Origin of the sequence: Streptomyces sp. NPDC048106 (assembly GCF_040706415.1) — a bacterium.
GTDB lineage: Bacteria > Actinomycetota > Actinomycetes > Streptomycetales > Streptomycetaceae > Streptomyces.
In genome coordinates, this window is the sequence record NZ_JBEZND010000011.1 from 80,092 (window position 1) to 93,351 (window position 13,260).

Sequence of the window (13,260 nt, forward strand, 5' to 3'; positions counted from 1 at the left end):
TTCCGTGTTCGTTCCCTCGCGGGGGCGTGCTGTCCGGACCGGCTCATCGGCGCAGGTGTGCCAGGAGTCCTTCGGTGACGGGGTAGGGGTCTTCGCGGGGCAGCAGTCGCCGTGCGGCGTCGAGGTCTCCGTTTTGTACGTGCGTGTGGATGGTGCGGGCGAGCGGGGTGACGTCGGTGATGGAGAGGGTCCATTCGTCGGCGTAGCGGCGTGCGGCTTCGCCGGTGAGGCCGAGCTGGAGCGAGCGGTGGGCGAGCGGCTGGAGGCGCAGGTCGCGTTCGGGGTCCCATTGCACCCGGGCCGGGGATCGCTTCAACTGGCGCTTCCACGTGGCGCGGTCGGTGTGGAGCCCGGGTTCGTAGTGGGACAGGCAGGCGTGTTCGAGTGCCCACTGGAAGCCGTCGCGGGAGATCTCGACGGCGAGGACGGTCTCCTGTCCTTCTTTGGTGCCCCACCCGCAGCGGTACATCATCCACAGGAACGACGGTTTGATCCAGGTCATCCGGTCTCGCTGCCACGCCGCCGGGAAGCGGCCCTCCCGGGCGGCGGGCAGGCCGATCCGCGGGGTGTAGGCCTGGTAGACGGTGAGGGTGGAGTCGGTGTGCCGGGCTCGGATCCGGTGGGTGGGTTCTGTCACGGGGACCAGCGTGGGCACCCGGTTTCGTGTGCGCCACCGGATTTCCGTTTGGTGGGCGCCGCGTGGGCGGGGTGCTGTGCGGGTCCTGCGCCGCCGGCGGCCGTCGTTCGGTCGTGGTGCGGTGTCACTGGTGCTGGGGGCGCCATTCGAAGAGCAGGATGGTGGCGTCGTCCCGCAGTTGGTTGCGCTGGTAGTCGAGGATGGCGTGGATGAGGAGCCGCAGTACCTCGGCCGGGCGCTGTCCGGCGGCGGAGGAGCGGATGATGAAGTCGGTGAACCGGTCGAGGCCGAACTCCGCGCCGTCCGCGTCGCGGGCCTCCACGACACCGTCGGTGTAGAGCAGGACGCAGTCGCCCGGTTGCAGGGTCGTCTCGTGGACCTGCCGGGTTGCCGGGGCGAGGGGGCCGGCCAGGCCGATCGGCGGTTGCGGGGGGCTGTCCAGCGCCCCGGCGAGGACCCGCTCGGCGCGGATCAGCAGCGGTGGGGGGTGGCCGCAGTTGACCCAGCGCAGCACTCCGGTCTCGGCGTCGAGCCGGCACAGCACGCCGGTGCAGAAATGGTCGGGCAGCCACTGGGCGAGCGCCCGGTCGACGGAAGCGACGACGTCGATCAGGTCGCCGCCGCTGCGGCGGGCGTTGCGGGCCGCCGCCATGGCGACCGATGTGGTCAGGCCGGCGGTCAGATCGTGGCCCATGGAGTCGAGGATCATGGTGTGCAGCACGTTCTTGACCACCGAGTGGTCGAAGGCGTCGCCGGCGATGTCGTACGCCGGTTCCAGGACCGCGGTCGAGACGCACTTGGCGCTGCCGACGGTGCGGGGTGGCAGGAAGGCCCGCAGCATCTCGGCGGGCAGGCCCATGGCCGAGACGCGGGTGCGGGCGGCGAGCCAGTCGCTGTAGGCCCGCTTGGAGGTGATCAGCATGGCGAGCAGATGGGCCAGCATGCGGCTGCGGCGCATCCGGGCCGTCTCGTCGAGCGAGGCGGCGCGCACCGCCAGTACGCCCAGCCGTTCCGAGCCGTCGACCAGTGGCATCCAGATGACCGGGTCGTCGTCGGCGGTGGCCACCCGCGGGGAGATCGTGCGGTATGCCCAGCCGGCCGGCGAGTGGTCCACCGGCAGCGGTTCCAGGGTCTCGGCGAGGGGGATGAGGAGCCGTTGCTGGAGGTCGACGAGGTAGATCAACGCGGTGTCCAGGCCGAGGGCCCAGGCGCACCGGTTCACCAGGGCGGGCAGTTCGATCGGCAGGGCGGTCTGTGCCTCGACGATCAGCTCTTCCAGCCGCTTCTCGTCGATGGCCGTGTCGGGACCGCAGGACACGTGCGGTGGGTCCGACACGGTGATCACCCCTTCCGTGCTCAGTCTCACACCGATCCGGTCCTCTCTCACGTCAGGCGAGGCTGCGGGCGGTGATGTCGCCGTGGGAGGTGGTGGCGTGGATGTCGAGGTCGGTGGTGCCGGTGCGGGTGAGGGCGTTGCTGATGCGGCCGTGGGTGGTGCCGGCGTCCAGGGCGGCGGAGACACCGGCGGCGGCGGTCACCGAGATGTCGCCGGACTGGGTGGCCAGGGTGAGGGTGCCGCGGACGGCTTCGGCGATCCGGATGTCGCCCCGGGTGGTGCTGATCCGCGCCGGGCCGTCCAGCCGGCCGACCTCCACGTCGCCGTCGACCGCGGTCAGGTGCAGGCTCGCGGCTTCGTCGATCTTGATGTGGTGGTAGGCGCCGTCGAAGGTGACGTCGCCGAGGCGGCCGACGCCGCGCAGTTCGCAGGCGGCGGTCCTGGCCTCGACGCGGGAGCCGGCGGGGAGTTTCACCGTGACGTCCAGCGCTCCGGAGGGCCCGAAGAGCTGGTTCTTGGGGGCGTCGGTGCGGATGCGCAGGACGCCGTCGGCGTATTCGGCGGTGGTCTGCTCCGCCGCCTTCACGTCGCGGCTCTTCGAGGCGTTCGCGGGCAGGATCTCGACCACGGTGTCGGTGCGGTCGGCGGCGATGAACTGGACGCGTCCGGCCGGGAGGTCCAGGACGGCGGAGATCGGGGCGGGGGTGTCGAACTTCTTCTGCATCATGATGCTCTCTTCCGCGTTGACGACTCGCTGTTTCCTGATGACGGAAACGCTACGTTGCTTTCCATACCCCGGCAACAAGTTCTTTGCATGCGAGCGGCATTTCAGCAGGTGGACGGGCGATAATCAGTGCAACGCCCTCCCGCTTAACGCAATGACAGAACAGCCGTTCGTTGCAATGCAGTGAAGGTGAACGCTATGGTGGAGGCGTCGGGGAGACACCGAGCGGCGCCCTGGGGCGCCCGTGGCACGAAAGGGGGTCGTGATGCCGGGAGGCAGGCTCACCCAGCAGGAGCGCCGGCAGATCGCGGCGGGGCTGGCCGACGGCCTGGCCTACGCCGAGATCGCCCGCCGTCTGGGCCGTCCGACCTCCACCGTCACCCGTGAGGTGACACGCAACGGCGGCCCCGCCGGTTACCGCGCCGACCTGGCGCACCGCGCCACCCAGCAGCGCACCCGCCGGCGCACGCAGGCCCCGCCGCAGGGGCCGCAGGCGCCCGCGCAGCCCTACGGACGCGACGCCGAGGCGGTGCGCGACTACCAGGAGGCCCTCACCACCGTCCTGATGACCTCGGGCCTGCCCCGGATGATGGCCCGGGTCCTGGGCTGCCTCTACACCACCGACACCGGCAGCCTGACCGCCTCCGACCTCGCCCGGCGCCTCCAGGTCAGCCCGGCGTCCGTCTCCAAAGCGATCACGTTCCTGGAGGGCCTGGACCTCGTCCGCCGCGAACGCGACGAACGCCGCCGCGAGCGCTACGTCGTCGACGACGACCTCTGGTACCAGTCGATGATCCGCAGCGCCCGGGCCAACGACCGGTTCATCGAGACCGCGCGGCAGGGCGTCGGCGTCCTCGGCCGGGGCACCCCCGCCGCCACCCGCCTGGAGAACGCCGCCCGCTTCCTCGACTTCGTCAGCGAAGGGCTCGTCCGCGCCGCCGAGCAGGGCCGCGAGGTCCTCTACACCCGCACCGGACCGGCCCCGGACGACGGGCGGCCCGCCGCCGCGGCGGACCCGGGGTGAGACCCGCCTCTTCGTCCTCCCGGTCGTCAACCTGTGTTGTGCGAGGTGGGCACCGGCACCCGTGGTGCGCAGACTTCGATCACCTGTTACGGCGGCCTCGCGCCGCAGACGAGGAGAACGAACGATGCGTACGACGAAGAAGACGGCGGCCGCGCTCTCGGCCGCGGCGGTGCTGGGCGGCCTGCTGACGCTGGCCGGCGCCCCGGCCGCGCAGGCCGCCGACGGCTGCAACAACGACAACGGCAGGACGGTGCGGACCGCGTTCGGGGGCAAGGGGCAGGGCTTCGAGCTGCGGGTGAACGGCTCGGGCGACGGCACCTGCGCCTGGGGCCGCATCGTCGGCGGCGCGCCGGGCATGCACGTCTGGGTGGACCGCAGCAGCGACGGCGGCCGCACCTGGGAGCCCCAGCTGGGCTGGCGGGAGATCAGCAGCGGGGGCAGCGTCTGGACCGAGGCGTGGCGCGACAGCAACGGCAAGGTGATGCGTGCCTGCGGCGACTCCGGCTACAACACGTCGATCACCTGCACCGGCTGGTACTGAGCGGGCGCGGGCGCCTGGCGGCGGGCCGCCGCCTGCGGTGGCCCGCCTCCTCACCCTGGGGCTCGTCACCCCCGCCGGCCGCAGCGGGGCGGTCACCGTCCTTCGCGGGGGTGACGAGCCGCAGCAGGATGCGCCGGGCGGTCTCGGCCAGGTGTCGCCGTCCCCGGCGGCCGGTTCCAGGCGCGCCGCGTGGGTGCGGTGCGGGTGCTCGCCGGGGGTGAGGACCCGCGCCGCGGCCGGGCGCGGCCCCGGCGGGTGCGGGCCGCGCAGGCGGGGGATCGGGCCGGCGCGCGGCAGGGAGGACTTGCCGCTGCCCGACGTGCCGAACACCGCGGTGCGACGGTGTGCCGCGGCGTGCCGAAACAGGCGCTCGGTCAGCTCGTCGCGGCCGAAGAACAGGTCGCTGTCTCCGGGTTCGAAGCGGGCCAGGCCCCGGCAGGGGGCTCGGCGTCCTCGTGTCCGGGGCGGGGCCGGGCGGCGCTGCGGGCTGCCGCCTCGTGCCGGCGCCGCGTCCACGGGCCGGGGCCGGCGCCGCAGGCCCGGACGCGGGCGAGGACGACGGGCAGGGTGGGCAGGCGCTCGCCGCCGGCCGCCTGTGACAGGGCGCTCGCCCCCTGCCCCGTGCGCCGCGCCACCGTCCGGCAGGTCGGGCTTCCCGCCCGCGCCCGCAGGGCGCACGACTCGGATGCGAACCGCTCGACGGGCCCGGCACTCGGGTCCAGCGGGTCTTCCGGACGCCCCGCCATCGGCGGTTCTCCTGCGCGCCACCGCTTCCCCCGTGGAGGCGGCGTGGCGGCGGCGTGGCGGCGGCGTGGCGGCGGCGTGGCGGCGGCGTGGCGGCAGACGATACGCGCGGGCGCGCAGGGGCGAACCATTGCGTACGCCGTAAGCATGTCCCCGGCCATGGCCGGGGCGCGGGTGCGGCCGGGACGCGGGCCGGGGGCCGACGTCGTCCCAGGGCGGGCCCCGCCGGATGGCCGGCGCTGCCCGGGCCGGATGCCGTCCCGGCATGCCGCCCGGCGGTACCCGACGGCCGCCCCGGATCACCGGATCTGACTATTCGTCAGTTCTTTCAGGGGGCGCGGCGGTGAATTCCCGGTTTCGCGCGGCGCGTTCGATGTATGGACGGACGGGGATTCACAACCGCTTCCTTCGTTCGATACATAAAGGCACGGCGGGCGCCGCGCCGGTAATCCCGGGCCGGGCCGCCGACAACGGTGTCGTTGCTTCCACAGCGCCGGACTGCCGTATTCCGTTTGGGTGTTCGGGTTCCCGCCGACCGGCTGTGTGCCGTCGCCACACATTCCCGGCGGACGCGACCTTACCGGCGCGTAGCTCTTGCGTATCCGCTGATCACAGGGATTGCCGGGGGCGATGAAGATTGTTATTGTCGCTCCGCAATCGAGTTGGACATTCCAACTCGGCCGTGTACACGAGTACAGAGAGCCCTCTTGAGTTCGGGCTCTGCACCATTGCACCGCGAACCGCGCGTCCGGCCGGATCACCTGCCTCGGACACGCTGATGTACCGCGCACCACCGGCAATTTCCGAACTCGCCCTGTACCGCCCGCAAGGACGCACCCCCGTACCGCACGCACCGCATGCCCGGCTGCCGTCGAATATCCGGAGTGAGAGTGAGTCCCACCACAATCCTGGCAGAGCCGATCGACGCGTCGGGCCGTCCGCTGTCCTTCGGGGGCGGCTGCGGCACGCTGTCCGTGCCCGTGCCCGGCCCCGCCGGGTCCTCCGGCTGACCCCGCCTGCCGGGCGGGCCCGCGTCCGGCCCGTCCGGGGCAGGCGCCCCCGCGTGACACCCGTGGCAGCACCGCGGCGCTCACGCGACGACCCCTCTTCGACCCCCACACCCGAACTGGATGCTGTCTTCGCATGCTGAACACTGACGGGGCCACCCCGGGAGCCCTCCTGAGAAAACCGGTGAGCGGATGGCTCCCGGCACAAGCCCACCTGCGCGGGTTCGGCGGATTCCACGGCGGGCTCGCCCTCGCCCTGCTCACCTCCGCGATGCGGGAACACGCGCCCGGACTCGAACTGCAGAGTGTCACGGGCCGGTTCGACCGGCCCGTCGACCCCGGCTTCGGCGTGGACAGCTCCCTGGTGCGCGCCGGACGGACCCTGACCGTGGTCCGCGCTGCGGCGCAGGGCGAGAAGGGGACGGCGATCGAGGCGTCCGCGGTGTTCGCCCGCCGCGGCGAGGACGCCTGGCAGGCCGTCACTCCCCCGCCGCCGGCCGCGCCGCGGCCCGAGGAGTGCGAAGTGTTCGCCATCCCGCCGGAGTTCGTGCCCATCGCCACCAGCATGGAGATCCGCCCCGTCGGCCCGGCCCGCCCCTACGCGGGCGGCCCGGTGCCCGAACTGATCGCCTGGGTGCGGCTGGTGGAGGACGACGAGGCCCCGGACGTGCTGCGTCTGGTCCTGCTGATGGACGCGCTCGCCCCCTCGTACGCGGCCGTCCTGTCCACGCTCGCCGTCGTGCCCACCGTCGAGCTGACCGTGCGTCCGGGCCCGGGGCTGGCCGGCGCCTCCTCCCGCTGGATCCTGCTGCGGGCCACCACGCGCGCCGCCGGCCCCGACGGCTGGGTCGACGAGCAGATCGACGCCTGGGGAGCGGACGGGACCCACCTGGGCAGCGCCCACCAGCTGCGGGTGGTCCGCGCCGTCTGACCCCGCCGTCCCCCGGAGAACACGCACGCGTCCCACACGCAGACCGACACGAAAGGCCGTATCCCGTGAGACCGTTGCCACCGTCCGCCGGATCCTCGCTGGTGCACGTCCTGCGGCACCGCGCCCAGGAGACGCCCGACCGGCTCGCGTTCCGGTTCCTGCCCGACGGGACCAGCGACCACCTGATCGACTGGACCTACCGCGAACTCGCCGACCGCGCCGACGCGGTCGCCGCCCGCCTGCACGGGCGCGGCCTCGACGGCGGCAGAATCGTGCTGGCCCTGGACCCCGGACTCGACTACGTCGCCGGGCTGTTCGGCATCATGCAGGCCGGCTGCACCGCCGTGCCCTGCTTCCCGCCGTTCGGGCGGCGCGCCACCGCGCGTTTCCTGTCCGTCCTGGCGGACTGCGCGCCGCGCGCCGTGCTCACCGACCCCCGCTTCGCCGGGCAGGTCGAGCAGTTCCACGAGCAGTTGCCCGCCGGCGCCGGACGGCCGCAGTGGATCTTCCCCGAGCCGGACTTCTACCAGCGGCCCGACGGCGCCGGGGTGCCGCTGCGGGCGGTGGAGCCGGCACTGATCCAGTACAGCTCCGGCTCCACCGGCGATCCCAAGGGCATCGTCCTGACCCATGAGAACCTGCTGAGCAACTGCCGGGTCCTGGACGCCCACATGGGCTACGAGGAGGACCGCATCGGCTGCTCGTGGCTGCCGCCGTACCACGACATGGGGCTGATGGGCACCATCATGCTCGCCGTGCACGGCGGCTGGCCGCTGGTGATGCTGTCGCCGATCCACTTCGTGCAGGACCCCTACCGGTGGCTGAAGGCGATCACCGACCACAAGGTGACCATCTCGGTCGGCCCGAACTTCGCGTTCGACCTGTGCGCGCAGAGCATCGGCGACGAGGAGGTGGCCACGCTCGACCTGAGCACGCTGCGGCAGGTGTTCTGCGGCAGCGAGCCCGTCTCCGGCAACACCATGGAGCGGTTCCGGGAGCGTTTCGCGCCGGTCGGGTTCGACGCGGGCAGTTTCATCCCCTGCTTCGGGCTGGCCGAGGCCACCTTGTTCGTCTCCGGCAAACCCGAGGCCGACGACCGCATCCGCACCGAATGGCTGGACAAGGACGCGCTCGAACACGGCCGGGCGCGCCGCGCCCCGCACCCGGGCGGCGCGGACGCGGTGGCCGTGGTCAGCTGCGGGGTGATCGCCGAGAACCACGAGGTGCTCATCGTCGGCCCGGACAGCCTCGCCCCGCTCGCCGAGGGGGAGATCGGGGAGATCTGGGTCAGCGGCGCCAACGTGGCCGCCGGCTACCTGGGCCGCCCCGAGCTGTCCGCGAGCACCTTCGGCGCCCGCCCCGCGGGCGGCCACAGCGGCGCGAGCGCCTACCTGCGGACCGGGGACCTCGGGTTCTTCCTCGACGGGGAACTCTTCGTCACCGGACGGCTCAAGGACCTCATCGTCGTCAGCGGCCGCAACCTGCACCCCCAGGACATCGAGCACTCGGTGCTGCGCGCCCACCAGGACCTGCGCCGCATCGCCGCGTTCGCCGTGCGCAGCGAGGCCCGCGACGAGGAGGAGGTCGTCCTGGTCGCCGAATTCCGCGGCACCGCGGCCGAGTTCGGCGAGCGGGAGAAGGAGATCCTCCAGCGGGTGAGGGCGGCGGTGACCGAGGACCACGGGGTGCGGCCCGGCCGGGTGCACATCGGGCCGCCCGGGACGGTCCTGATGACCACCAGCGGCAAGGTCCGCCGGCGCGACACCCGCAAGGCGTACCTGGAGGGGACGCTCAAGGCGTTCCCCGCCGCCGCCCCGGCGGGCGTGTCATGAGCAGCGCCGAGACCGGGGTGGGCGAGGCGCTGCCGCGCTCGCCGGCCGCCGCCGGAGCGGACCACGGGGCGCGCCGGCTCGCCTGGGTCACCGTGGGCGTGCCCACGCTGGGGACGGCGGCCGCAGTCGTCTTCGCGGTGCGCTACGGGTTCACGTGGACGGACGGGCTGCTGCTGGCGGTGATGTACGCGCTCACGTCGCTGGGCGTGGAGGGCGGCTTCCACCGGTTCTTCTCGCACCGCTCGTTCGCGGCCGGACCGGTCGTCACCACGCTGTGGGGGATCGCGGGGAGCATGGCGGCGCAGGGGCCGGTGGTGTTCTGGGTGGCCATCCACCGCCAGCACCACGCCTTCACCGACCGGGACGGGGACCCGCACTCGCCGCGCGCGCTGGGGCCGGGCCTCACCGGGCGGCTGCGCGGGTTCTGGCACGGGCACGTGGGCTGGCTGTTCACCGTGCAGCGCCAGGACTGGGCCCGGCGCGCCCCGGACATGGTCCGCGACCGCCTCGTCATGCGCCTGAACCAGTACTACTTCGGGTGGGTGCTGGCCGGTCTGGCGCTGCCCGCGCTGGCGGGGTGGGCGCTGTCCGGGGGGACGGCGCGCGGCGCGGCGGGCGGGCTGCTGTGGGGCGGGCTGGCCCGGATCTTCCTCCTCGACCACGTCACCTGGGCCGTGAACTCGATCGGCCACACGGTCGGCAGCCGGCCCTACCGCACGCGGGACACCAGCCGCAACGTCGCGCCGCTGGCCGCGATCTCGGTGGGCGGCTCCTGGCACAACAACCACCACGCGCGGCCCTCGCTGGCCCACAACCGGCACAACCTGCTGCAGATCGACCCGACGGGGGCGGTCATCCGGGCACTGGACGCGCTCGGGCTCGTCCACAACGCGCGCTACCCGGACCGCGCCGGCCCCCGGCACGCCGTGCCCGGGGCCTCCCCGCGCACACCGGACCTGGAAGACCCGAAGGAAGGGAGTTGAACGATGTCCGCGACCGCGGCCGCGAACGCCGTCGTCAGGCTTGATCCCGTCAGTCTGCGGATCAAGCGGTTCTCCGCCCTGACCACCATGACCCTGCCGCTGATCGGAACCGCGGCCGCCGGGTACCTGCTGTGGACAGGGCGGTACACCGCGACCGATCTGTGGCTGTTCGCCGCCATGTACTTCGTGCACATGTTCGGCATCACGGTGGGGTTCCACCGTTACCTCGCCCACAAGGCGTTCAAGACGTCGCCCGCCTTCGAGGCGGTCATGATGATCGCCGGGTCGATGGGCGCGCAGGGCCCGCTGATGTTCTGGGTCATCACGCACCGCCGCCACCACCGCTTCAGCGACCAGGAGGGCGATCCGCACTCCCCCAACCTGCACGGCTGGGCGCTGCGGGCCCGCATGCGGGGCCTGTGGTACGCGCACATGCCGTGGATGCTGAGCCCGGAGGCCAGCAAGGTCACCGTCTTCGGCCCGGACGTGCTGCGCAGCAGGCGGCTGATGTTCTTCAACCGGACCTACCCGCAGTGGGTGCTGCTGGGGCTGGCGCTGCCGGCCGTCGTCGACTTCGCGGTCGTGCACAGTGCGATGTCGCTGCTGGGCGGTCTGGTCTTCGGCGGGCTGGCCCGTATCTTCGTCGCCAACCAGGCGGCGTGGTGCGTGGGTTCCGTCTGCCACGCCTTCGGCGGGCGTCCCTTCGACAACGACGACCACAGCGCCAACAACTGGCCGGTCGCGGTGTTCACCTTCGGTGAGGGGCTGCAGAACAACCACCACGCCTTCCCCGGGTCCTTCCGGCACGGCGTCACCTGGTGGGAGCCCGACCTCAGCGGCTGGCTGCTGATGGGGCTCGGCAAGCTCCGCGTGGTGTGGAGCCTGCGCGAGCCCGACAAGGCGGCCATCGCCCAGCGCAGACAGGAAGCGAAGAGCGCGGCCTGACACGGGGCCGCGCGAAGGACGAGGAAGGGCACACCCATGTTCAACCGCAAGAAGATCCAGCGTCCCCAGGGACCGCTGACCGAGCAGGCCCTGCGCCAGTGGCTCGTCGACTACCTGGTCGTCCACGTCGAGATCCCGCGCGAGGACATCGACACCGCCAAGACCTTCGAGGCCTACGGCCTGGACTCGCGGGTGGCCGTGCAGGTCTCCGGCGCCCTGGAGAAGGTCATCGAACGCCGCCTGTCGCCCGGCCTGCTCTACGAGTACCAGTCCATCGACGCCCTCACCGAGTACCTCACCGCCGAACTCAAGCTCTAGCGCCTGGAAGGAGACTTACGACATGGGTGCATTCGACTTCCCCTCGGCGCCGCAGGAGAGCTTCCGGGCCTTTCTGCGCCAGGCGGAGCAGCTGGAGGGGGAACGCCTGGCCGGGGCGATACCCAAGGAGTACTTCGAGCCGCGCGTGGGGCGGGGCCTGCTCGGCTTCGTGGTCAGCTGGGCGCTGTACGCGGGGGCGCTGGTGGGCGTGGCGTTCTCGCCGAGCCGGCTGCTGTGGATCCCGCTGTGGATCGTGGCGGGCCTGGGCGGGTGGGGTCTGCACTGCATCGCGCACGACTGCGGGCACGGCTCCTTCTCGCGTTCGCGTAAGTTCAACTACGCGATCGGGCACGTCTCGCTGCTGCCGCTGATCTACCCGTTCCACGCCTGGCGGCACGTGCACAACATGCATCACAGCAGCACCAACCACCTGGAGTTCGACACCGACTGGCGTCCGGTGCCGGCCGGCATGTTCGAGCGGATGTCCCTGTGGGACAAGACGGTCTACGTCTCCACCCGTACCTGGGCGTTCTGGGGCGGCACCATCAACTACTGGGCGGAGTCGGCGCTGCGCCCGGGGTTCTTCCCCAAGGCCAGCCAGCGGCGCGAGGTGCGGCGCTCGATGCTGTTCGTCGCCGTGGTGGGCGTGCCGTACGCCGCCGCGCTGGTGTACTTCACCGGCTTCACCGGGCTGCTGGTCTACTTCGTGGCGCCGTGGCTGGCCACGCACGCCTGGTTCAGCGCCACCACGCTCATGCACCACAGTGCCAGCGACATCCCGTACCTGACGGCCGAGTACTGGACGCGCAACGCCAGCCGGCTGCTGGTGACCACCGACTACGTCTACCCGCGGTGGCTGCTGTTCCTCACGCACAACATCTCGATCCACACCGCGCACCACGTGGCGCCGGTCATCCCGTACTACAACCTGCCCAAGGCGCAGGAGACGCTCAAGGCCCGCTATCCGGGCATGGTGCGCGAGCGCCGGTTCTCCTTCGGGCAGATGTGGGGCATCGTGCGTCATCTCCACTTCTACGACACCGAGTCCGGCTTCTACGCGGACCTGGCGCGCAACAAGGTGGAGCCGAAGGTCGCGGTGCCGGCCGCCGCCGAGGGCGCCCAGTGACCAGCCGGCGGGTGCGCCGCTACGCGCACACCGCGCTCGGCGCCGTGGCACCGGGGCGGGCGGTGCGGTGGGCGACCGACGTGTTCAGCAGTACGCGGACCTACGGTCTGCGCCCCGACGACGTCCTCCCGCTGGGCGCGGCCCACTTCGCGGTGCGCGGCGACGCGCTCGTCACCGACGGCTTCGCGTGGAACGAGGGCGCGGGCGAGGGCAGTGCGCTGCTGGTGCACGGGTGGGCGTCCAACAGCAGCAGCATGCACTCCCTCGTGCCGCCGCTGCGCGGGCTGGGGCTGCGGGTCGCGGCGTTCGACGGGCCCGCCCACGGGGTCCGCAAGGGTGAGCAGGCCACCATGACCCAGTACACGCGGGCCGTGGGCGCCGTCCTGGACACCCTCGGCGACGTGCGGGTCGTGGTGGCGCACTCCCTCGGCGGGATCGCGGCGATCGGCGCCGTCGCCGCGCACACCGGCCGCGCGCCCGAGTGCGCGGTCCTCATCGCCCCGCCGGCCGCGCTCGGCGCCGTCCTGGACCGCTGGGACGGCGCCGGGCTGCGCCTCACCCCCGCTCTCGTGGAGGGGATCTACGGTGAGCTGCACCGGCGCAACGGCGTCCCGGTCAGCCACTGGGACCTCATCGCCCTGGGCGCCTCGCTCGACCTGCCCACCCTCGTCGTGCACGACCCGGACGACGCCATGGTCCCCTACAGCGACGCCCAGGCGGTGACGGCCGGCCTGAAAGACGCCCGCCTCGTCGAGCGGACGGGCGGCCACATGGGCATCCTCATGTCCCGCGACACCGCCTTGCTCGTCTCCGGCTTCGCCGCCGGGCACCTGGCCGCCAAAAGCGGCCCGCACACGCACCTGCACCGCGAAGGAATCGTATGAGCGACACCCCTGGCAAGCGGGCCTGGATGTGCCTGCTGTGCGGCTGGGTCTACTACGAGGCCCTCGGCCTGCCCGAGGAGGGCATCGCCCCCGGCACCCGCTGGGAGGACATCCCCGACGACTGGGAGTGCCCGGCGTGCGGGGCGAGCAAGGACGACTTCGTCATGGAGGAACTCTGAAGGATCCGGCCGGACGGGGACGAGGGGCCACCGCACGCGCGCGGGGCCC

The 13,260-nt window shown here is 72.5% G+C and carries 14 protein-coding genes and 1 pseudogene; 10 read left to right on the plus strand and 5 right to left on the minus strand.

The window, feature by feature from the left end; translation table 11 throughout:
• Window positions 1-43: 43 nt before the first annotated feature.
• From AB0927_RS14310 to AB0927_RS14320, 3 genes are all read right to left on the minus strand, one after another.
• Entirely contained in the window at window positions 44-637 is a 594-nt protein-coding gene (locus AB0927_RS14310) for a DUF4291 domain-containing protein (RefSeq protein WP_366667864.1), read from the minus strand.
• A 124-nt stretch (window positions 638-761) separates the two neighbouring features.
• Window positions 762-2,003: a PP2C family protein-serine/threonine phosphatase gene (locus AB0927_RS14315; RefSeq protein WP_366667865.1), complete on the minus strand. Its 1,242-nt coding sequence runs from the start codon at window positions 2,001-2,003 to the stop codon at window positions 762-764.
• A 22-nt stretch (window positions 2,004-2,025) separates the two neighbouring features.
• Window positions 2,026-2,700, minus strand: coding sequence for a DUF4097 family beta strand repeat-containing protein (locus AB0927_RS14320; protein ID WP_366667866.1), 675 nt, complete (start codon window positions 2,698-2,700; stop codon window positions 2,026-2,028).
• A 262-nt stretch (window positions 2,701-2,962) separates the two neighbouring features.
• Between AB0927_RS14320 and AB0927_RS14325 the strand changes: the two genes are divergently transcribed.
• Both AB0927_RS14325 and AB0927_RS14330 read left to right on the plus strand, forming a co-directional pair.
• Window positions 2,963-3,721 (plus strand): helix-turn-helix domain-containing protein, encoded by a 759-nt coding sequence (locus tag AB0927_RS14325; RefSeq protein WP_366667867.1) that lies wholly within the window; start codon window positions 2,963-2,965, stop codon window positions 3,719-3,721.
• Window positions 3,722-3,845: 124 nt separating this feature from the next.
• Window positions 3,846-4,262: a glycosyl hydrolase gene (locus AB0927_RS14330; RefSeq protein WP_366667868.1), complete on the plus strand. Its 417-nt coding sequence runs from the start codon at window positions 3,846-3,848 to the stop codon at window positions 4,260-4,262.
• A gap of 237 nt (window positions 4,263-4,499) precedes the next feature.
• On the opposite strand, the pseudogene AB0927_RS14335 reads toward AB0927_RS14330, so the two are convergent.
• Both AB0927_RS14335 and AB0927_RS14340 read right to left on the minus strand, forming a co-directional pair.
• A pseudogene (locus AB0927_RS14335) lies at window positions 4,500-4,691 on the minus strand (hypothetical protein); the annotation flags it as partial.
• Window positions 4,637-5,008, minus strand: coding sequence for a hypothetical protein (locus AB0927_RS14340; protein ID WP_366667869.1), 372 nt, complete (start codon window positions 5,006-5,008; stop codon window positions 4,637-4,639). The pseudogene AB0927_RS14335 and the gene AB0927_RS14340, both read right to left, overlap by 55 nt.
• Before the next feature lie 1,141 nt (window positions 5,009-6,149).
• Here AB0927_RS14340 and AB0927_RS14345 point away from each other — a divergent pair.
• From AB0927_RS14345 to AB0927_RS14380, 8 genes are all read left to right on the plus strand, one after another.
• A complete protein-coding gene (locus AB0927_RS14345; RefSeq protein ID WP_366667870.1) occupies window positions 6,150-6,944 on the plus strand; it encodes a thioesterase family protein in 795 nt (264 codons plus the stop codon).
• Window positions 6,945-7,009: 65 nt separating this feature from the next.
• On the plus strand, window positions 7,010-8,776 hold the full coding sequence (locus AB0927_RS14350) for a fatty acyl-AMP ligase (protein ID WP_366667871.1): 1,767 nt from the start codon (window positions 7,010-7,012) through the stop codon (window positions 8,774-8,776).
• Window positions 8,773-9,759 (plus strand): acyl-CoA desaturase, encoded by a 987-nt coding sequence (locus AB0927_RS14355; protein ID WP_366667872.1) that lies wholly within the window; start codon window positions 8,773-8,775, stop codon window positions 9,757-9,759. The genes AB0927_RS14350 and AB0927_RS14355 overlap by 4 nt, the downstream gene beginning before the upstream one ends.
• A gap of 3 nt (window positions 9,760-9,762) precedes the next feature.
• A complete protein-coding gene (locus tag AB0927_RS14360) occupies window positions 9,763-10,704 on the plus strand; it encodes an acyl-CoA desaturase (protein ID WP_366667873.1) in 942 nt (313 codons plus the stop codon).
• Window positions 10,705-10,740: 36 nt separating this feature from the next.
• Entirely contained in the window at window positions 10,741-11,022 is a 282-nt protein-coding gene (locus AB0927_RS14365; protein ID WP_366667874.1) for an acyl carrier protein, read from the plus strand.
• A gap of 22 nt (window positions 11,023-11,044) precedes the next feature.
• Entirely contained in the window at window positions 11,045-12,148 is a 1,104-nt protein-coding gene (locus AB0927_RS14370) for a fatty acid desaturase (RefSeq protein WP_366667875.1), read from the plus strand.
• A complete protein-coding gene (locus AB0927_RS14375; protein ID WP_366667876.1) occupies window positions 12,145-13,032 on the plus strand; it encodes an alpha/beta hydrolase in 888 nt (295 codons plus the stop codon). Before AB0927_RS14370 ends, AB0927_RS14375 begins: the two co-directional genes overlap by 4 nt.
• Window positions 13,029-13,211: a rubredoxin gene (locus tag AB0927_RS14380; protein ID WP_366667877.1), complete on the plus strand. Its 183-nt coding sequence runs from the start codon at window positions 13,029-13,031 to the stop codon at window positions 13,209-13,211. Before AB0927_RS14375 ends, AB0927_RS14380 begins: the two co-directional genes overlap by 4 nt.
• Window positions 13,212-13,260 lie beyond the last annotated feature (49 nt).